The 23,825-nt window shown below is 35.1% G+C and carries 8 protein-coding genes; 4 read left to right on the plus strand and 4 right to left on the minus strand.

Annotated features, from left to right (window positions below; genetic code table 11):
• Positions 1 to 141: 141 nt before the first annotated feature.
• Positions 142 to 16,572: a DUF5776 domain-containing protein gene (locus D7I45_RS05805; protein ID WP_120784769.1), complete on the minus strand. Its 16,431-nt coding sequence runs from the start codon at positions 16,570 to 16,572 to the stop codon at positions 142 to 144.
• Positions 16,573 to 16,914: 342 nt separating this feature from the next.
• Between D7I45_RS05805 and D7I45_RS05810 the strand changes: the two genes are divergently transcribed.
• Positions 16,915 to 17,694 (plus strand): tyrosine-protein phosphatase, encoded by a 780-nt coding sequence (locus tag D7I45_RS05810; RefSeq protein WP_120784770.1) that lies wholly within the window; start codon positions 16,915 to 16,917, stop codon positions 17,692 to 17,694.
• 15 nt (positions 17,695 to 17,709) lie between these two features.
• Entirely contained in the window at positions 17,710 to 18,648 is a 939-nt protein-coding gene (locus tag D7I45_RS05815) for an alpha/beta hydrolase (protein WP_120784771.1), read from the plus strand.
• 35 nt (positions 18,649 to 18,683) lie between these two features.
• Here D7I45_RS05815 and D7I45_RS05820 read toward each other — a convergent pair whose 3' ends face one another.
• Positions 18,684 to 19,232, minus strand: coding sequence for a hypothetical protein (locus D7I45_RS05820; protein ID WP_162924107.1), 549 nt, complete (start codon positions 19,230 to 19,232; stop codon positions 18,684 to 18,686).
• 67 nt (positions 19,233 to 19,299) lie between these two features.
• Complete coding sequence (gene purB, locus D7I45_RS05825) at positions 19,300 to 20,598, minus strand: adenylosuccinate lyase (protein ID WP_120784773.1); 1,299 nt, start codon at positions 20,596 to 20,598, stop codon at positions 19,300 to 19,302.
• Between the two features lie 236 nt (positions 20,599 to 20,834).
• Here purB and D7I45_RS05830 point away from each other — a divergent pair, with 236 nt between their 5' ends.
• Together D7I45_RS05830 and D7I45_RS05835 are read left to right on the plus strand one after the other, a co-directional pair.
• Positions 20,835 to 22,145 (plus strand): adenylosuccinate synthase, encoded by a 1,311-nt coding sequence (locus tag D7I45_RS05830; RefSeq protein WP_120784774.1) that lies wholly within the window; start codon positions 20,835 to 20,837, stop codon positions 22,143 to 22,145.
• Between the two features lie 80 nt (positions 22,146 to 22,225).
• Entirely contained in the window at positions 22,226 to 22,882 is a 657-nt protein-coding gene (locus tag D7I45_RS05835; RefSeq protein ID WP_120784775.1) for a class A sortase, read from the plus strand.
• Positions 22,883 to 22,937: 55 nt separating this feature from the next.
• Here the strand turns inward: D7I45_RS05835 and apf are convergent, their stop codons facing one another.
• Positions 22,938 to 23,606 (minus strand): aggregation-promoting factor, encoded by a 669-nt coding sequence (gene apf / locus D7I45_RS05840; protein ID WP_120784776.1) that lies wholly within the window; start codon positions 23,604 to 23,606, stop codon positions 22,938 to 22,940.
• Positions 23,607 to 23,825 lie beyond the last annotated feature (219 nt).

Below are 23,825 nucleotides of genomic sequence, written 5' to 3' on the forward strand. Positions count from 1 at the left end.
ATATACTATGTTAATACTTAACTTATTTAAAAAAAAGCAAAATGCTTATGCACCAATGTTTAACGAAGAACTATTACAAAAAAATTATTATATTTATAAAAAAGAACCTTATCTTTTTTAGATAAGGTTCTTTCTTTTTGACTATTTTCTAGTCATTTTCACGTATGTTTTGTTACTTGTAATATATTGATGATCATTAAAGTACAAACGAGTTAATCCTTTATATTTAACCACTCGTCTAATCTTTATAATCTGACCACGTTTAATTCTTCTAATACGGTTATGGACACTAAAGTGACTTCCTTCATGAATCCATACACCAGTAGGACGAATTACACGATAATGAGTAGCTTTATTCTTATAAGAGTAGTATGCACTACGAATTGCACGTGGACTAGCAGTTAAAATACCACCAGCTACACGATATCTTGGTACCCCATTCTTATAGAAAGCTATCCCTCTGATTCTAAATACATGTGCAGCGTAACGAGGTTTCTTAGCGTAGTAAACTATTCGATTATCACGTGTAAAATGAGTGCGTCTATGCGTGTAAACCGCCTTAATATTGTAAATATATCTTGGCAAACGACGACTTAATACCTTCTTATATGCACGTTGATAAGAACGTACATAATCTACCGTATGCTTGCTAATGGAAGCAGCATAGTGATAACTATGTGTGCCACGATATTTACCAGCACGAGTACCATTATTAACTTGACGTTTCTTTTCTGCTTTATATCCTTGTCGGAAAGCATAATCATAAAGTGTCCCTAGTTTTCTAGCAGTAGACATAGTTACTCTATGTTTACGATATTTAGCACTTCTAATATTTCTAAGTTCTGATAATATTCCAGCACGGTAAGCATCAAACCCTTGAATATATCCAGTGCTTTCATGCTTAATATGACTATGTTTCCACTTAGGATGACTCTTAGCATCCCTTATAGCACGTTTTACTTCTTGTGCCAATTGGTAACCTTGTTTGAAGTAGTAGTTATCACTTTGGCTATTAGTAGAAGTTGGTTTAATTGATGCATAGAATCCATTAGTAACGTTTACATAATTTGCATTGTAAGCATTACGAGCATCAACTGAATCAAATTGTTTTGCCTTAGAACCCATAGTAAAATCTTTAACCACACGATCATCATCTTCAGGGACAGTAGGCAACACTGGCTTAGGAGCATACTTATTACCTAATGCATAACCTTTAGCAAAAGCCGAACGATAATTACTATCAGAATTAGTGGCTTGATCACTTTCTAAATGATAACCGGCTTGATAACCTGCTACATAGCCATTAAAGACTACTGAGTAAATACTATTATTTAACCCAAATGAACCAGTAACAGTTCCTACATTAATTGATTTACTTTGAGCATCATGTAATGCAACACTAGTAGCTTGATAACCATTATTATAACTGGCTTTATCTACAACATTAAATCCAGAACTGCGATTCTCTGTACCAGCTAATGCATCAGAAACACCTTGTTGAGTTAAGCTTTGCCACTCTTGGTAAGCTTTTTGGTAAGCACGAACATAAACTAAAGATTCGTCAGTTGGTTGCATAGCTTTACCTGCTTTAGCAGCCAAGAATCCAGCTATAGCACCGCGATAAGCCACATCTTGGTCATTATTAGACATATGTTTATTATCACTGGTACCAAATTCTTGTTGTGCTAAACGATAACCACTTAAGGCTCCACCAGATTTATTAAATCCAATCATAAATGCTTTATCGTTACGTTGATCCACACTTAGTTTATCTATAGAAATTCCAGACATACCTAAATCATAACCTGCAGAAGCATCATTGTATCCATCTTGAGCATTAGTATCACTTAAAATAGGATTTTGTCCATTTACAAATGATACAGCTCCTTCAGCATAACGGAAACCAGTCATAAACGAAGCATCCTTACGTTGAACATCCGTTAATTGATTATCGGTTACGGATTTTCCAACAGCAACTTGATCATAAACATTTTGTGCTCCCGCTTGAGCTTGATGGTAACCCATTGTATAAGCGCGGTCTAAGATATTTTGACTTTGTGCATGATCATTTTCCTTGCCACTTAGGTATTGCTTACTACCTGCAGCAGCTTGGTTTTTAATCTGTGCATAAATGTCATTATAAGCACTGGCATAAGCAATTGGTTGATTATCCATATTTCGCTTATGGCCTTGTTGGAAATCGTTTAATGCATCTATAACCGCACGATATGCTCTATCATGTGGGCTATTAGAATTGAATTTCCCAGATTGAGTAGAATTTATCATGGCATCATGGATTCCTTGTTGAATTTCATCTTGCATGTTATATCCACTCATAAAGGCAGGATTATTCAATTGAGCATTAGTCAACTTATCATGACCAACTCCACTAGCAGCTAATTGATAACCTTTTTGTGCCATTGCATAACCATTATGATAGTTAGCTTGGGCATCTATTGGCATATCAGTATTAGTAGCAGTTGCCTTGCCTTCTGTTAAGCCATTTACAAAGTCTAAAGCACCTTTTCCTAGATTATATCCAGTCATAAAGGTAGCACTACCTTGTTGAGAAGTAGTTAATTTATCTACTGCAATAGCCTTATAACCATCAGCATAACCATTTTGCGTATTGTTATATCCCATAGTGTAAGCTACATCATCAGCATTAGCACCTTGGGCCTTATCATTAGATAAACCATCCATGAAACGTTGACTACCCGCTAGAAGTGCCGCTTTAGCATCATCATAAGCAGTATTATAGGCACGTTGATAAGCAATAGAAGCATTAGCATCCACATTCTTAGCATGTTCACCTAATATTTGTTGATATGCTGCAATGGCGGCATTGTAAGTTTGAGTAGCGTCTATATTACTTCCACCAAAGTGCTTAGTTGATAATTGTTTAGGATCCTTAAATGCAGTTTGATATGCTAATACATTATCTTTAGCTAATTGAATCCCTTGTTGATAACCATAACTATCATTATTTCCAGCTATTTCTCTTAGCGTGTCGGCGTATCCAGCTTGAGTATCTGCATAACCTAATTTTTGGAATTCACTAGCATCAGAATCATTATCTACATTCTTAGTATAATTATTAACTCCATTGATATATGCGGTATTGTCTTTAAAGTATTCATTTTGATATACATCTTGATATACCCATGGTTGAGAAGCTACATCACTTGGTTGATTATTAGTCAATCTAGCATCATGTCTAGCTGCTTTAGTAGCGTTATATCCAGCCATGTATTGAACATCGTTACTTTGATAATTCTTATCATGGTTAGCATCGTCACGACCCTGTTGGGCATTAATGGCAGCTTGGTAACCAGATACATAAGATGATGATGCTCCACTCTTTTGAGGTTGATTATTTATAGCATCTTTATAACCATCACGAGTTTCATTATAACCAAAGTTATAACTAGCAGCTTCCATTGCATTAGAATCACTAGGTTGTCCTGCTCCCGCAGAAGTTAAGAAATTATTGTTTCCTTCTTTAATCTTATTCATCGCCATATTGTATGCTACTTCATAAGAAGCACTGTATGGCAAGGAATCATTGGCGTTAGTATCTTCAGCAGGTCCACCTTGCTTAGCTGCTTGGTACCCAGCAATGGCTCCATCATGAGAAGCCATAATATCCGCTTTAGTATTAGCATCTACATTTCCCGTATTGACAGTGGTACTGGTTACATCATTCTTAGCTGCTAAGAATCCAATACTTAGTTTCAATCCCACATTATAAGCAGGTAGATAACCAGCATAAGGAAGCGTTTTATCCACACTGGCAATTCCGTTAGTGTAGGCTTGTTTAGCATCCGCAATTCCTCGTTTAGTAGCTAAATTATTAGGTAATGTGGCATCATTCTTATTTAGATATTGCTTAATAGCATTGAAATAATCACCAGTTACATTAGATTGTTTACTAATATCATCAGTAGATTTTGAATTAGTTACATTGGATTTAATTTCATCATAGTTTCCATATGCTTTATTGAAGTAATCATTATATTGATCTTGATAAGCTTGTGGTTGACCAGAAATGTCAGTTTTAACACCATTTCTTACATCATTTACTGCTTGTATTACAGCATCATGGCCATAATCAGCATAACGATCAGTATCTACATTGCTTTCATTATAAGTAGCAGCGGCACCTTTCACAGCATTAACTCTTGCGTTATATCCTGCCATAAATACTTTATCTGCCTTTTGTGCAGCAGTTAATGAAGCATTTGATTTAGCAGCATTGTATCCAGCTTCGGCATCTTTATATCCTTGACTAACTACACTGTTATCTAAGCTACTGTCTGCTTGTGGTTTGGTATTTAAGAATTCATTAGCACCCTTACCTAAATCATAACCATGAACATAGGCTTTATTATTACTTTGTGAATTATCAAAATTACCAGAAAGTCCAGCTTGATATCCATCATAGGTAGTTATATAAGCATCATATTTTAACTTATCTAAACTATTCCCGGTATTAGTTGGTAGTGTTGCAGTATTAGTAAAACTAGTTAATCCATCTTCTACCGCTTTTTGTGCTAAAGAAAGCATAGTCTTATAACCATTTTGCGCAGCAATAGATTTATCATTACCTAATCCAGTATTGTTAAGGTTATATGCATCATTCAGAGCTTGTACTGCGGCATTAAAGGCATCAGTAGCATAGATAGAATCATCACCACTATCGTTGTGATTCTTATTAGCTAATGCGGCTTGATATCCTTTCCATGCGGATTGTCCTGCTTGGTAAGATTCAGTGTATCCTATATTATCAGTGTTCTGGGTTTGCGTAGCTTCATCACTTGCAAAACCAGCAGCAAAACCATCAATAGCATCTTGGTAACCTTGTGCATGAAAATCAGTACCTTTATTGTTGGTACCAGTTAGATATGCATTCTTACCGGCTTCATATTGATTTAGGAATTCCTTACCCTTAATGTTAAAGATAGATTGATAAATAGGCGTATGTTGACTGTTATCAGTATTTTGATAATGCATAAAGTCATTACGAGCCGCTTGAGTAGCTTGATAAGCATCTCCATAATCTTGCGTAGTTTCTAATTGTTGACCATTCTTAATAGAACCATCATGCACACCCTTTACATAATTATTGTATGCTTGGAAACCTTTAGCATAGGATGGTTCATTGCTTTGTGGATTTTGTGCGCCGTTAGCAGCAGCCTCAAATCCTGCTTTAGCATCGGCATAACCCTTAGCTTGTGCGGCATTGTGTGCATCATATGAACCATCAAATACATAACCTCTAGCACCCGTACCTAAATCATATCCATTATCATAGATAGTCTTAGATGTATCGGTAGGTGCTTTAGAAGCTTGGCCATTATAACTATCAGCGAACGCATCACTAGCAATTTGATAACCACGTACAATCGCTTTATCTACATAATTAGTAGATTTAGTTGGATTATCAGCTTTTCCGTTAGAAAAGTCATCGAATCCTTGCATTAAAGCATCATTATATTCTTGGTAAGCCAAATTATAAGCATTTTGATAAGAAATAGATTTATCAGAATTATTTTCAGCAGTTTGGAAACTAGCAGCTCTTTGAAAACCAGCTTTTGCAGCATCAAAGGTTTCTTTTGCACTAAAAGCGCCGGTAGTTTGATCAGTTCCAGTGTAATCAGCGTTGCCATTTTGTGCATCTGCAAAGCTCCTAGCTAGTGAAATTCCACGGTTATAACCAGCTTTATATCCGCTAGCTTGACTAATTGGATTAGATACACCCTTCATTCCATCGTTATATCCATCCGAAGTTTCTTGGTAACCGGTATTATATGCATCTACATCCGCATTCTTGCTAGTAGCAGTTCCACTAGGATTTGTTTTACCAGCTAAGAATTCTTGATTTCCGTTTGTATATTGTTGTTGTGCTTCGTTTAAAGCAATTACATAAGCTTTTTGATAAGCTCCTGTTTTAGTAGTATCTACTGAGTGGGAGTTAATTGTATTTTTACCATCGACAAAACCTTGTTTAGCTCCATTAAACGCCACATTAGCATCACTATCAGCATTATTATTAGCCAATTTATCCGCAGTAATATCATTACGAGCAGCAGCTAATGATTGAGCAACATCTAAGCCTAATTGATAACCATCATTATAAGAAGTGGTTATATCAGATTGAGATCTACCGGCATTAACATCACTCGCAGTTGGATTCTTAACTACGTAGTTATAAGCGTCGTTATAACCAGATTTAGCATCTGTATATCCCTTATCAATAGCAGATTGGTCTGCAGCTAAGTTAGCAGATGGTTTAGCATCATCATCGTTTTTAGCGTAGTTATGGAATGCATTCATACCATTTTGAATTGCACTCACTGCACTAGCATATGCCTTATCATAAGCATCTTTATAAGCTTTAATGCTATTTTCATTCTTACGAGCAGTAGTGTATTTCTTATTGCTATCGAAGGCATCTTTATATCCATCTTGGGCACCGTCAAAGGCCGATGTACCTAGTGAATCACCATTATAAGCATGGTTATTATTACCGTCTTGCTTACTATTTTGGAAAATATGGTAAGCGTCAGCAGAAGCTTTACCTAAATTAAATCCATCTACATAACCTTTACTATGGTTAGATAAATCAGTATTACCAGTAGCGGTTAGACCAGCTGCATAACCATTGTTTTCGTCAGTATGACCAGTAGTCATATCGCCCGTATTAGCTGATTTATCATCTGCTTTGAATTTATCCATACCTGCTTGATAATCACTAACCACTTGGTTATATACATATTTGTATACCGCATCTTTATCGGCGAAATTAGTATTAACTTGGTTTATACTCAATGCTTTTCTAGCATCTCTTGCAGCATCATATGCTACGGCAGCTGTGGCATCAGCTGGTTTTGTATCACTCATAGAAGTAGCTAATCCAATTAGAGCTTGTTGTTTAGCTTGATAACCTTGTTTATAAGCCTTTGTTTGTTTAGCTAAATCACTGTCACTTAAGTTTTGCACAGTGTTAAATCCACTCATAGCATCAGTGAATCCTTTAGATGACGCTTTAGATAACAATCCAGCTTCTGAAGCATTTGGATCTTGTGTATTAGTGTGAGCCAAGAAGTCTTCAGCACCGGCATTTACATGACTAGCTACTTCGCTTGCTGCACGTTGATAAGCATTTTCATATACCGAATTATCAGCATGTTTAGGACTATTAGCTACATCGTGTTGTAGATAATCATTTAAAGCATCTACAGCACCATTGTATGCACTACCTTCCCTAATAGTTTCTGCATAGCTAGCCGAATCAGTTAGATCCGAAGCATTCATCTTATTGCGTTCATCCTTGTTATCAGCATTTTCTAGAGCTGCTTGATAACCCTTTAATTCACCTAAATATGCTTGGTAACCAGTCTTATATGCTGCATTAGTTTGTAAAACATCAGGAAGTTGAGCAAAATCATTTTGTAATTGACTAATCTTGTCACTATTACTGCTACCTGCAGCGAATGTTTGTTGCTTAGCCCAATCATAGCCATCTTGTGCTTTATTGTAACCACTAGTATTCATGTCTAACTTATTAGGGGAGGCTTTACCTTGAACAAAACTAATTGCACCTTCTAAATAAGTCTTTTGGTTTTGATCAAAAGCTAATTTATAGGCTTGATTATAAACATTGTCATGTTTATCAGCATCAGATGGTTGATCATTAGTTCCGCCATTTTTAATACTATTTTGTGCATCTAAAGTAGCTTGATATGCTTCTTGATATGCTGTTTCAATGATTTTAGGACTATTAATACCTTGTGGTCCATCTGCTGTACCATCTTTAATAGCTTGTAACACATGTTGAGCTTCATTAAAGCCATTTTGGTAATATTGACTCTCCCCATTAGGCATAGTAGAAGTGGTTAATCCAAATGTAAATCCATCTTGTGCATCTTTAGAACCTTTATCAAATCCTTGTTGTTCTGCTGTAGTAAAGATCTTATCTAGACGGCTTTGGTTGAATAAATAGTTACTCATACCGTTAAGTGCTGCGGTTTGAATAGCAGACGTAGCTGCATTGTATGCTGCACCAGTATACCTATTAGCAAAAGCTGAATCTGTAGATGTACGAGTCTTATTTGATTCAAAATCTGACAACGCTAATTTAACAGCTGCTTCTACATTATTAGAATCTGCATCATTGGTACCATCATTAAGACTGTAATTCTTATTTTGATTTGGATTACTCATAGTATCCACATAAGCATTTTTAACTAAGATACCTGCATCATGTCCAGCCATATATTGAACGTTCTTTTGGTTAACACCATTAGGTTCTAATCCATTTAAAGCATCCACAAAACCATTTTGAGTATTACTTGCTGCTTGAATAGCAAAAGCATCATTATCTAATGGAATCGATTTTAGTACACTATCTTCACCATTTTGATATTCATCTTGTGCATATTGTTTAGCTAATGCGTAAGCATTGCTGTATAGCAAACCTTTATTAGTTAAATCCATGGAAGTATGCGTTAACAAATCATTTTGCGCTTGCAACATTGCAGTAGCAGCATTTTGATAGTTAACATCACTCTTACTTTGTGGAATCAAACTACCAGTAGCTTTCAAATCTTTGAACGCATTAATTAATCCAGTAGCTTCAGCATTTCCTAAAGCATTACCATCATTATTAGTTGCTGGTAAAGTAACTGTGGTGTTAGGTTTTGATACCTTCAATGTTTGGTTAATAGTGTTAGATATAGGGGTGTTGACAATAGAAGAACCACTTTGGCTAGAATCATTAGCACTATCTTTCACTCCCAATAAGGTTTGTGCATAAGCATTTCTAGCATCCATAAATCCACGATTATAAAAATCATATTGATTTTGACTTGGATTATCATTAATAGTCTTTGTAGCATTAATGTCTACACCATTTAGATATTCGTTAACACCATTAGCGTAATCGTTTTTAGCTTTGACATATGAATTTTGGTATGCAGCAATCACTTGTTGTCCTTTATTATTAATAGCGGCAGGAATTGTTACATTACTATTTAATGATGGACTATTATAAAAATCAATCTTAGCTTGATTAATTCCATTAGTAATGTCCATTTTAGCTGAACTATTATTAAAAGAATTAAATCCAGAGTTTTCAGCTTTAGTAGCAGTACTATCCAGTTTAGTTAAGCCATCAGCGGCTTCGTTAAATCCTTTAACCGCTTGGTTATAACCAGTGTTGTATGCAGTTTGTGCTGAAGTACTGTCAGTTAAATTATTTAATAAATTACTTTGTGTAGTTAGTGGTTGGTTATTAGTGAAATCTACCATACCACGAGCTGCATAATAACCTGTCAAATATGCTGGAGAATATTTTGCAGCTGTATTAGTTAATTGTGTAGTAGAACCATCGCTATATCCCTTATCAGCATCTTGGAAGTACTTTTCAAAATTATTATTGTAATCAGCATATTGGTTTTTAGTTTTTACTGTTTTTTCTACAGCTTGATTTTGAGTATTTCCATTTAGATATGCAGATGCAATTATTGCAGCATTGTATCCTAACATAAATGAAGGGTTATTCTTTTGAACATCTGTTAGCGGATTAGAACTCATTCCCATTTGGTAACCATTTTGTGCTTGGTTATAACCATCTTGTTCGGCTTGAGCTGGGAATCCTTTAGTAACATTAGTTGCTGGATTAACTCCTTGACCATTTAAAAATTCATTAGCACCTTTTTCATGCAAATGTTGACCATCAGCATAAGCGTTTTGATAAGCAATGTTGTAAGCCAATGATTTATTAGGATTTAATTGGTAAGGTGCATTGGAAATACTTGCGTTATAAGCATCTTGTGAACCATTAAATGCATCCACTCCTATTTGATCAGTAGAATTATTAGAAGTACTACTTTGTGCATTTTTATATCCTTGAATGTAGCTATTGTAGAAAGTTTTACCTGCTTTATAAGCACCATGTTGTGATAATTGATTATCTGTCGTATTAGCTAAACCAGTTTGTACACCAGATTTAGCATCGCTAAAACCTTGGTTAAATAATTCATCATCGCTGTTATGAGCTGCATTTTCATCATAGCCATTTAAATAGGATTGTTGTCCATTTTGATACGAAGTTACTAATTGTTGACGAACAATTGGATATAATGATTGATACATTGCATCTTGTTTAGCAAATTCAGATTTATTAGTAGCTGCATCTAAACCAGTTGGCACATCGGATTTAGCTTGTACATAAGCATTGTATCCATCTACATAGGCCTTATCAGGAGTAGGATTTCCTACTGTAATTGCACTGGTAGCATGTTCATTTTTGGCCGCATTAATTCCATTCAATGAATCATTGTAGGATTGATATCCAGTATCATATGCGCCACTAAATGTTGAATTAGTAGGTTCTGATTTACCCTTACCGTATAAAGCATCATTAAATCCATTTTGCGCTTGAATATAACCCATATTTAAGGAAGTTTTACCTGCCTCTTGGTTAGCATATAAACTACCTTGGCCATTATATTGGTTATTACTATTATATTGACCATTTACAAATAAGTTAGCACCATTAGATAAATTGTCTTTCCATAATTGGTAAGCTTTTGCGTAAGATTTTTGATATGCAACTGGATAAGAGGCATCAGCAGTTGATGATTGAGTAGAATCTTGAGCTGCATTAATTCCAGCCACTGCACCTAAATAAGATTGTGCCTTATCATAATTAGTATCACTAGGCATAACATTATTTTCAGCAGATACCCTTCTTTGGTCTTTAATAGCATCATTATAACCATTAATAACTTGATCTACCACGTTGTTATATCCAATTTTATAAGATTCACTAACTGTATTGTCGTTATCAGCAATTTTCGTAGCATCGGGATTGTTCATAGCATCGGTATATCCTTGTTGTGCTTGATTATATGCAATAGCTTGTGATGAATCCGGGTTTAATTCGTTTAAAGAATTACCGTTTAGATATGAATAAGCACTTCTAGCAGCTTCAAATCCTTCTTTATATGAGAAAGGATGATCTTGGGAAATTAGGCTAATTTCGTTTAATTTTCTTGGGTCATAACCATTATTCTTATAGTATTGTTCAAATAATTCGAAACCTGTTTTAGCATTTTCGTATCCTGAATCATATTGTGAACTATTTTTTATTTTATTAATTCCGCGTTTATCTAAACCATATCGTAAGTAATCTTTCACTCCTTGTTCAGCATCTGATTGTGATTGAGCATAAGCTTTTTGATAAGCTTGCTTATAAGCAAGTGAGTGATTAGAACCATCAATATTTACACCATTTAGACCAGCTTTAGCACCTAAATATGCTTGATATTCAGAATAATCAGCATCTATGGATGTTATATTTTTATGAGCTTCTTCATAATCTTTACTTTCATATTTATGATTTAATCCAGCCTCTTCGGCAGTTTGATAACCTTTTGCAATCGATTGAGCTGCATGGAATCCATCCATAAATCCACGATTGTTCCTTTGTTGAGCAGACAATTGAGATTCATCGCTTACTGATAAACCTGTTTGGTATCCATAACTAGTGTCTTGGAAGGCTTGGGTAGCTAAAGGACTATTATCAGATGGTTTATCTTTACCAGATAGAAATTCACCATCAGCTTTTTTATATTCTTGTGAAACTTCGTCTCTAGCTTCATTATATGCATCTACATAAGCACGACTGGTTTGTGATGTAGATGGATTTAACTTAGCAGCGTCTGCATATGCATCCCGTACCGCGTTAAAGCCTTTCATGTAGTCAGAATTAGTAGAATCAGCAGGGCGATTGTATCCATCTTTTAATTGTTCTTGTGCATCTGCTGCACCACGTTTTGAATCTAACAAGGCATTAAAAACTTGTTTATAAGCACTAGATGGATTATCAATTGTAATAGAAATCCCATCGACTTTTTTATCATTCTTAGAAAATTTATCATTAAAGTCGTTATAAGCTTTTTGCGCATCTGAATAAGCCTGTGTATATCCATAGGCTTTATTATTACTATCTTGTTTATTATCTAAGAAATCACTGATTCCTTTATCATATTGTTTCTTAATTTGTGTAGAAGCATTATTGTAAACTGCTTGATAAATCGAAGATTGGTTAGCAGATGTAGAATTTTTACCATCTCTAATATCATTGAATGCTTGTTTATAAGCATTGTAGGCAGTCTTATAAACTACAGAATCAGTAGTGTCTGTATTATTCAATAATGATGTATTACCTTTTTCTAAATCATTTTCTGCTTTAGCAATTGCATCATTAGCATTCTTAGCAGCGGTTAACCCATCTTGATATGCTTGAGTAACATTACCAGAAACTGTAGTATTGCCAGAATTTACTCCGTTGGTAAAGGCACTTAAAGCATCTTGATAACCCTTGTCATAACCTGCTTTATTAGCAGCTTGAGAATCATCATCTACATTTCCATTTAATACCGCAGTTACTCCAGATTTAATGGATTGACCTAATTGATAACCAGGTAAGTTTTGGTTACCTTTATTAACGCCATTGTATCCATCTTGAGCATCACTGTAACCTTGACTAGCTACTTGAGTAGCTACCGTAGAAGTTTCTTCAGTATCATTAACCCCGTTATTTAAGAACGCGTTAGATCCATCATTATAATTATTAGTTAAGTTTTGTAATGCTTGATTATAAGCATAAGTGTAAATTTGCCCTTGACCAGATGGAATATGTGAGCCAGTCAACACTTGGCTTTTGGCATCATTGAAAGCAGATACCCCTACGTGGTAGGCAGCATCATTTTGTATACGATTAGTATCTACCTTTCCTTGATAAGCATCATTTTGTCCATCAGTAAAATTCTTTCTAGCGTAAAAACCCTGTTGATAAGAAACACTGTTAGATAGTGGCGATACTACGTTATTGCCTTTATCGGTATAACCACGAAGCACATTATAATAAGCATTGTTGTAGTTATTATTATATTGCACTGTAGCTGTAGAACTAGTTACTTGAGGATTACCGTTAATCATATCGTTAATCCCTTTTTTAGTTCCTTCTGCATCGGCTTTAGCACGATTGTACCCTTGAATGTATGCACTGGGATCATTAACCACCGCATTATTTCCTTGATCACTAGCTGTGGCTGCAGTAGTTGATGGTATAGCTGCAGGATTATTAGTAGGATCAGGTTGTCCGTTATTGAACGCATTATAACCTGCTACAACACTGTTATACCCACTGGTATAGTTAGCATTAATCTTGTATTGATTAATGTCTTGGCTATTAGTATTGTTGTTAGAAACGTCAGTTAAAGCATTTCCTACACCGTCACCAATTTTATTATAGTTTCCAGAAGTAATAACTTGTTGTCCAACATCTACTAAATTATTGTTTTTATCTAAATCATAACGATGTTGAGAGGATACATAGTCTCCAGTTTGTACTTGTGCTGTAGTATCAATACCATCTACTCCATAACGTAGTAAAAGACCTACATAAGGATTTACTTTTGGATTGTAGTCCTTAGGCATATTAACCGCATACTTAATTATTTGATAGTTATAGTCACTAGGAATATCTATGGTTTGACTATATACGTTATGGTCTTTGGTAACTGTATTGTGAATATTACCTGGTAGATAATTCAAACCAGTGTAGGAATTATTAGTACCATAACCTGCTTGAATATAAATTGGATCTTTATCTTCAGGTTTATGACCACCTACTTGAGCATATCCAGTTAATGTATAAGTTCCATCTTCATTCTTTACCGGTGTCATTGGTCCTACAAAGTACACAGCTGGAACAGTTGCAATTTGTAAATAATTAGGAGTTCCGGATGGGAAAGAACCAGCATTAGCAGAAGCATCTACATAGTTATTTTGATTTTTGTTATTCAAATGGAAACTATATAAAATTTGACTAGGATATTTAGTGGTTGACAACTGATCAGAACCAGAACGGTTTCCATAAGTTACTAATGATGTGTAAGCATCAATTTGATTATTAGAAATTGTACTTTGATTATTACTATTCTTAGTTAAATCCAAAGTAATATTATTTTGACCCGGGTTAGTAATACTAATAGGTCCAGATACTAAATTAATTTGTCCTGTACCATCGGCATTTACATTTAAATTACCTAGATTATTAACATTAATTTTACCTTGGTTATTATATAAGATTCCGTATCCATTAGTTGAAGTATTGGATAAGTTTTGAGATTGAACTTTAACCAATCCACCATTAGCTATATTCACTTGACCGGTTTGGTCCACATACATGGCAGCATTGTTAAAGTAACTAGGAGCATTAGTTTCAATATCTAAAGTACCACCATTAACATTTACATTACCATATGTGTAAATACCATTGGCGAAAGTATTGCTTCCGTTCCATTTATCTGGAACAATTTGTAAAATCGCACCCTTATTAATATTCAAATTAGCACCGTTGGTAACTACGATTCCGTAGTTAGAACCATTACGTGCGTAATAACCACCGTTCCCACGTGGAATCAAAGTCATTTGAGAACCATCATTCATAGTCAAACTACCGGATAGCTTAATAACATTATTTCCGTAATCTGGAGCTACTGAACCGAAGAAATGAGTTCCTGGATACATCAATAAGTTTTGAATTTCCATGTTTTCTTGGTTTCCACTACCTTCAGTAGGATGAATCCCATCATTTAGTGAAGTTTGGTAATTAGCCAAGTTCAAGTTGTTAATATTTCCTTTAAAACGAATATCATTACCACCAGCAGGAAAATCAGAAAGCATCTGTGCTCCTACATAGTTAACGTTGTCATAAATAACCGTACCAGGTTGGTTAATTTTTAAAAATCCGTAAAAGTTATATGAATATGCCACTTGGAAATTTTTAATAATTAAAACCGGGTTAACACCCGCATCTGCATAAAATTGATCCAAACATCCATGAAAATCAGCTTGGTGATTTTGTGCATCTACTACTAATTTCTTTAAATGATACATTGTTGGCCAATATTCAGTATATGGTGCTCCTAAGAAATCAATGTCATTAACTAAACGAACATTGCTAGCGTTAACCGTCTTTCCCCATGCATCGTTATATGCTGAATATCCATTAGCACCATTAGTTCCATTAACAATATCACTTAATTTCCAAGGAGTGTCATAATTTCCAGCTAAGGCACGTTGAAATTGCCATGAATTGTGTACAAAGGCAGTATGGTCATTATTAATTTCTTGTGCCACACTATCATAACCAGTGCGGTAGTAGCTAGTTCCATTAATGAAGTTAGTACTATTCTTTTCTTGTCCTAATACATATCCCCAATTGGTTCCATCAGTGTTCACGCCACCATTAATTGTGTCATAGACGGGATCCCATTGGTCGTTCATAGCTTGTTGCGCACCTAAATAAGCCTGATCATAGGCATTAGTAGAATCTTGACTAGGATGATAGTTATCGCCAGGGAAACTTAAACCACGGTTAGCATCATAAACTAAACCTTGTTTAGAACTAATTCCTGACCATTTACCTGACTTAGCGTCTTCTACACCTTGATGAGCTAAATAATAATTAACCCCGTATTGATAAGTTAGATATAATTCAGAATTAGTGGTATAGGTATTATTATTAGTGATATATGCATCATCTTGAGTAGGAATGGTAATTTGACCCTGTTCGTTTAGCTTAACAGTAGTATTATTTTTACCATTAAACTTAGTAATTAATCCCTTTTCATAAGTTGTTGCAGAACTGTATGCATCGCTTGCTTTCTGATTGGAATTTACATTTTGATTATATGAAGTATAGTCTTTATCACTAGTTCCTTGGTCAGTAGTCAAATTATAATATTTGTATCTAGCATTAGCAGCACCATTATATGCAGCATTGTAATAATTTTGGGCATCCTCATTTACCGTAGAAACATTATTATTTTTACCGGCAAAAGCATCCGCAGCACCTTCATTAATTACATCTTTATATTTATTAGCATCACTAGTGGCTTGTTGAACATCTGAATTAGACGAGGTGGTTGTGGATGTCGCACTATTATCATTTTGATTATTGGAATTGTTGTTACCTTTATCTTCCTGAGAAGTGTTATTTTGTAGGGTATCATTATTACTTGATTTACTAGAACTATTCTCCGTAGTAGTAGTTGTTGTTGTATTAGTTGAAACTGTAGATGTAGTTGCAGTGCTATTACTGTTGTTATTATTTTGATTATCGTTATTATTAGTTGGAGTAGTAACTGTAGTTTTTACCCCTAATCCATCATTAAAAGCTTTTTGTGCATCTGCTGATAAGCTTTGATTTCCGTAAGTATTACCAGAAACGTTTGCATTAGCAGGAGTTTGATTAGCATATTGAGCACTAACAGATCCGTCATTTTGATTATTGGAACTATTGTTAGAAGAATTTGAAGCTGGTTGGCTTTGCTTATCATCCGCATGAGCTACACGAGTAGAAGACATCATATATGCTGATCCACCTAAAAAGGCCAGCGTAGCAAGCGAAACTACTATCCATTGTTTCTTGACTTTTTTCATGACTTTTTTGTCATTAACTTTGTTAAATTGACGTTTGTTATATTGCATAACCGTTTTCCTCCTTAGCCAGACTAATTTTTTTATAACATTCATTAACTATTTTTAATTTTTTATAATTAGTCAACACGCTGTCCATTACCGTAACAGCGGGCATTTATACTTTCTGCATGATATCACTTTATCATCTCCATTTTAAATAATTAACCTTATAAATTAGATAGCATTTGAGCCAAATAAGAAAAGATTAGAATAACTAATTAAATAAATGGATTAAAAAGTAAATACATTTTATTATTATTTTTTATATTAAAGTATTATCTCTTTTCTAAAAGAACATTTTCTTTTAAAATAGAATAAATAGACTGAACGGAATTTAAGGGGGAAAAAAATTTGCAAAACAACCGGCTTTTAGATATAAAAAATGGATATAATTTTAGAGAATTAGGTGGTTATAAAACCATTGACGGTCGTCATGTAAAATGGAATAAAATTTTACGTTCTGGCGAGTTAGCTGATTTATCTGAAGACGATTTAGGCTTTCTAGAAAAATACGGTATTAAGTACGATATCGACCTTAGATCGGATAGCGAACGTAATAAAGCTGCTGATAAATTACCCGGCAATGCCAAATTAGTTGCCAACCCCATATTCAACAGCGGCCATGATAAAACCGGTGCTGATTACGCAGAGCAATATAAATATGACGCCAATCGTGGAAAACAAAATATGATATTGTCCTACCAATCCATGGTAACCAGTGAATCTGCTAAACAAGCTTTCCATAAGTTATTTATGACGTTACTAAATAATGATGGTGGTGCAATTTTATTCCACTGTGCACAAGGTAAAGATCGTACTGGTCTCTCTGCAGCCTTTTTATTATTTGCCTTAGGCGTTGATGAAGAAACCATTAAACAAGACTACTTGCTATCCAAAGATGCTATGAAGCCTTATATAGAACTAAAAATCAAACAATTTAGTAAATATGGCATGAATGATGCTTTAAAGCAAAATTTAAATAATTTATACACCGTAGATGAATCATACTTCAATGCCGCAATGGATACTATTAAGGAAAATTATAGTACTGTAGATAACTTCTTACATCAATTCATTGGATTGTCCGACAATGACATCGATAAACTAAAATCTCTCTACTTAACTGACTAATTGGGAGGAATGATTATGCATTTAAAGAAAACAGCCACTGCACTAGGTATTATGTCAGCAGCCGTTAGTGCAGGTACTTTTATGTTTAGTAATTATTTATTTAAATTGGGAATGAATCGAAAAGACGATGAGCCAGTTCCACAAACTAGTCAATTACGTTTCGCCTATGCTTATTACCGCTATGTAGATTGGTTCCATGCTATTCCTAAAGAAGAATGGATTCTAAATGAAACTGACTCTGGCGAAAAAATGATTGCCTCATACGTTCCCGCTGAAAAGGATACCAAAAGAACAATCATCATGGCTCATGGTGTAGGTTGTAATCGTGAAACCATGGCCAATTTTATTAAGTTATATCATGAATTAGGTTTTAATGTATTGGCTCCAGACGATCGTGCTCACGGTGATAGCGATGGTAAATATGTAAGTTATGGTTGGAAGGATCGCATCGACTACTTACGTTGGATTAATTTAGTTTTAGATAAAGTCGGCAAAGATGCGAAAATTTTACTATTTGGAATTAGTATGGGAGCTGGAATAGTTACTATGCTGAGCGGTGAAAAGCTTCCTAAACAGGTTAAAGCAATCGTTGCTGATTGCGGTTACACTAACGTGGGCGACGAATTCAATTATCTTCTAAAAGATATGTTCAATCTTCCCCCATATCCTATTGAACCACTTGTCAGTGCTATTAACTGGTATAAGGTAGGCTACAGATTACATGACGCTTCTTGTACCGAAGCTTTAAAGAAAAACAATCTCCCTACCCTATTCATCCACGGAGATAGCGATATTTACGTTCCCACTTACATGTCATATGAAAACTATGCTGCATCTAATGGTCCTAAGCAATTATGGATTGTACCTGGTGCGGGACATGAAGAAAGCTTCTGGGTAAACCCTGTTGCTTACCGTCAACGTATTAAAAGCTTCTTGCATACTTACTTTGACTAAAAAAATCCCACGATTCACATCGTGGGATTTCTTTTTTATTTAAGAGTTAATGTCATTACGATAGAAGCATTAAGCAATGCGTATAAAATAATTGCAACTATTAACGCACGCCATTCTTTCACTACACTAATTTTTACTCGTCTAATCCAACGAGAAAAATAATTACCTTCATCAGCATCTTTAATAGTATCAATAACTGCGAAACTAACTTGTGCATATAGATATGCAATCCATACCAATAAAATAGTCCCAACAAATACTACTAAACCACCTAGAATGTCACCTACAGGTAATGTGTAGTAAGACAATGCTAATTCCTGCCCTGCTAATAATAACGTAAAAATAGTAGGGATAATCACAATACGGCGTGATGGCAACAATGTACATATAATATAAAATAGTAATAAAGTTACCATAGAGACTAATGAGCTAAGTAAGACCGTTCCATCTAAGAAATGAAATGTCACCTTAACTGATTTCCAGCCAGCAAAGTGAGCACGTGTAAAAGTATAATAGGCTGCTAAAATAAAAAATATTACCGCAAAGCCCCAACCTTGTTTTGACATATTGAGTTTCTTCATCATTTTCATCACCTAGATAACATTTTAAACGATTTAGACTCAATACACAATAAAGCCGTCTTTAGTACCTTTATTTACCTAAACCCACACGATGAAAAATTTGATCAACATGACGTAGATGATAATGATAATCAAAAGCATCATCAATATCTTCAGGTGATAAATATTCGGCAATGGTAGTATCATTTTGTACTAAAGGTTTAAAAGCACGATGTTGTTCCCATGAAATCGCCGTTAAAGGTTGAATCAAATCATATGCCGCTTCACGGGACATCCCCGCTTCCACTAATTTTAACAACACTCGTTGTGAATAAACCAATCCATAAGTAGCATTTAAATTCTCTTCCATTCGATCTTCAAAAACATCTAAATTAATTAATATTTTAGTAAAGCGATGTAACATATAGTCCAATAAAATAGTGGAATCAGCCAGAATAACTCGCTCGGCTGAGGAATGAGAGATATCACGTTCATGCCATAATGAAACATTTTCCATTGCAGTTAGTACATGTCCACGCATTACTCGCGCTAACCCGCAAATATTTTCAGAACCAATGGGATTTCGCTTATGTGGCATCGCAGACGAACCCTTTTGTCCTGCAGCAAAGTGTTCTTCAACTTCATGGATTTCAGAACGTTGTAAATTTCTAATCTCCGTCGCAAATCCTTCTAAACTAGTGGCAATCATCCCTAAAGTGGCAATGTAATTAGCATGCAAATCACGTGGCAACACCTGACTACTAATGGGTTGGACACGTAATCCTAACTTTTTACATACATATTGTTCAATAAACGGGTCTACATTAGCAAATGTACCTACCGCTCCCGAAATTTTACCTACTTGAATTTCTTCAGCCGCTCGGTTAAAACGTTTTAAATTACGTTGCATTTCATCATACCAACGAGCTAATTTTAGCCCCCAAGTTGTAGGTTCTGCTTGTACGCCATGGGTACGTCCAATCATTACTGTATATTTATATTTATTAGCTTTATTACCAATAGTTTCTATCAAATTAGCTATATCTTCACGTAAAATCTTATTAGCTTGTTTCAAACGATAGCCTTGCGCAGTATCTACTATATCTGTACTGGTCATCCCGAAATGAATCCATTTACTTTCCGGACCTAAATACTGAGAAACATTACGTGTAAAAGCCACCATATCATGATGAGTAACTTTTTCTAATTCAGCAATTTCGTGTTCATCAAATGTTGCATTTTTTTGAATTAATTTTAAGTCATCTTCTGGAATATTCCCTAATTGTGTCCAAGCTTCATCCACAGCCACTTCTACTGCGAGCCAAGATGAATATTGATTATATTGGGACCAAATAGACCCCATTTCTGGTCTAGTGTAACGATCAAGCATATTATTCAACCCTTTCTGGTTCAATATGTTCTAATCATACCACATATAATTCGTATTTAATACAAGTTTTAGTGTATTTAAGTTTTATACACCCTATACATTTTTTATTTTACGAACATTAATGACCATTATACTAAAATAGTTCTTGATTTAACCAAATATGGTGTTACAATCAATCGTGGAGTGATTAATCTCCATTAAATTAAAAAACATAAATAATATATGAGGTGAGTTAGATGTCATCAATCGTTATTGTAGGTAGCCAATGGGGCGACGAAGGAAAGGGAAAAATCACTGACTTCCTAAGTCAGGATGCAGACATGATTGTTCGCTATTCAGGCGGTGATAATGCTGGTCACACTATCGTCATTAACCATCACAAATTTCACTGTCGTTTAATTCCATCCGGTATTTTTTACGCAGATAAATTAAGTATTATTGGAAATGGAGTGGTTATCAATCCTGAAACATTAGTTGATGAAATGAACTATCTCACATTACATGGCATCTCTGTTAAAAATTTGCGTATTTCCGAACGTGCGCATGTAATTATGCCTTATCATCAACTTTTTGATGAACTACAAGAAAAGCAAAAGACTAATAAAATTGGTACAACCCATAAAGGCATTGGTCCTGCTTATATGGATAAACTTGAACGTATAGGTATTCGCATTGCAGATTTAATAGATCCTATAACTTTTTCCCATAAGTTAAAACAAGCACTAAGTATTAAAAATGCCCTCTTGGAAAAATTTTACGAACATGCACCTTTTGATTTCGATGACATCTACACTAAATACTGTGCCTTAGCCGAAAAAATTCGTCCTTACGTTTGCGATACTTCGTATTTAATTAACCAATATTTAGATGAAAATAAGAAAGTATTATTTGAAGGTGCACAAGGTGCTATGTTAGACATTGATCATGGCACTTATCCATTCGTCACTTCTTCTAATCCCACTGCTGCTAACGCCGCTACTGGTTCAGGAATTGGTCCTAACCGTATCGATGCTGTGGTAGGTGTCTGCAAAGCTTACACTTCACGTGTTGGTGACGGACCTTTTCCTACCGAAATTTTTGACGAACGTGCCGAACATATTCGTGAAGTCGCCCATGAATACGGAGTAGTTACAAAGCGTCCCCGTCGTATCGGATGGCTAGACACGGTCGTATTACAACACGCCGTACGTACTTCCGGCATTACTCATTTATCACTTAACTGTTTAGATGTATTATCCGGTTTAGAACGAATCCCCGTTTGTGTTGGCTACCGTTACCAAGGTAATCTTATTTCCAACTACCCCGCTAACTTAGATTTTCTAACTAAATGTGAACCCGTTTATGAATATTTACCGGGATGGAATGAAGATATCACCCAATGTCATACCATTGACGAATTACCTCATAACGCTCAATATTATCTAACTCGGGTAGCTGAATTAGTGGGTGTCAAACTTTGCACATTCGCAGTAGGTCCTGATCGTGAATCCACTAACGTAATGACCAATGTTTGGAAGCAACTAGCTAAAACCACTTTATTAGCTTAATTACAAAAAAGCATGGTTAATGCCACCATGCTTTTTTGTTTTACGTGATAAAATAACGTAAATCACTTAGGAGAAACAATATGAAAAAAACTTTATTTACCACCGGTTGGATAATTTTATTAGTAGTAGCTTTATGGTTATTAACCGCACCAAGTATTGGAAAATTAACTTTAATACAGTTGTCGCGCAATGCTAATAAGCACTCTATCACGGTCCCACAGAAACACAGCAATTTTGATTTCACCAAAATTAAAAGTATCGATAATAATAGCTGGACACAAGCCCTACGACATCCTGCTAATACCAACATCATCGGCAAACTAACCATCCCCGCCGTTAACATTAAACTACCTATCTATTATGGTTTAAACAATACGGAGTTGTTAACCGGTGTGGGCACCATGCAAGCTAAACAACATATGGGCAAAGGAAACTTCGCAATCGCCGGACATCATATGCAAGATAAAAAATTACTGTTAGGTTCTCTACATCGGACACAGTTAGGGAATAATATTTATCTAACTGATGGCAAGCGCGTGTATACTTATCGCATTCACATCAAACGACACATTTCGCAATTTGAAACGCATTACGTAACCGATACTTATGCTAAGCCTACCCTAACTATCATTACCTGTGCTAGTGGTAAAGCACAAGAAACTAAACGTATATTAGTAGTCGCATCATTAACGAATATTACTAAATTAACGTCGCTGCAATCGAAATATTTCCAATAAAAAAAGTCGCCGAAAAAATCGGCGACTTTTTAAGAGAGTGAGAGATGAATAAAGTTTAGTACCAACCGTTTTGCATCCAGAATGACTTAGCATTATCCCATGAACCATAACGGCTACTTACATATTGATTAGCAACTCGTTCTTGGTTAGCAGCAGAATAATCACCATGTAGCATGGATGAAGATAATTGGTATCTACCATAGTAGTTACCATTAGATGCAGTGTATGAACCACTAGATTCACGTTGTGCAATCCATTCTTTGGCAGCGCTACTATTAGCAGCCGGTTGAGCTACAGATTGAGTTCTTTGAGTAGTTTGTGTTGGTTGAGTATTTTGAGTAGGTGCGGCTTGCACGTTTTGAGTGTTTTGTGCAGGTTGTGCTGCTAGTTGAGCACTTTGAGTAGTTTGTGCTGCAGGTTGTGCCGCACGCTTAGTAACTACCTTCTTAACTGATGAGTTAGGAATTACTAATTTTTCACCAGCGTAAATTAAGTCAGTGTTTTCACGCTTGTTAGCGGAACGTAATGCATGTAGTGATACATGGTGTTTTTGTGAAAGACCCCATAAAGTATCGCCTGATTTAACTACTACATATTTAGTATTGTTTACTTTAGTGGTAGTTACTTGTTGAACTTGACTATTGGTTTGATCAGCATGTGCATTTGCGTTAGCACTTCCACCTGCGACGAATAGACCTGCAACTGCAGCAGTTGCGAATAACATTGATTTAATATTTAATTTAACGATAAAAATTCACTCCTATAAAATTAATTCATATATCTATATAAACTGCGAAATACTTGAATAGGTTAATCACTCATTTGATTAACTGTTGTATATATTACATGCTAATCATTACATAGACTTCTCACTAGCATTAAAATATAAGCGCTTTTCGTAACATTGTATTTTTTGTGTAATAAATGTTAAATAAGATATATA

It is taken from the genome of Apilactobacillus bombintestini (assembly GCF_003627035.1).
GTDB classification, from domain to species: domain Bacteria; phylum Bacillota; class Bacilli; order Lactobacillales; family Lactobacillaceae; genus Apilactobacillus; species Apilactobacillus bombintestini.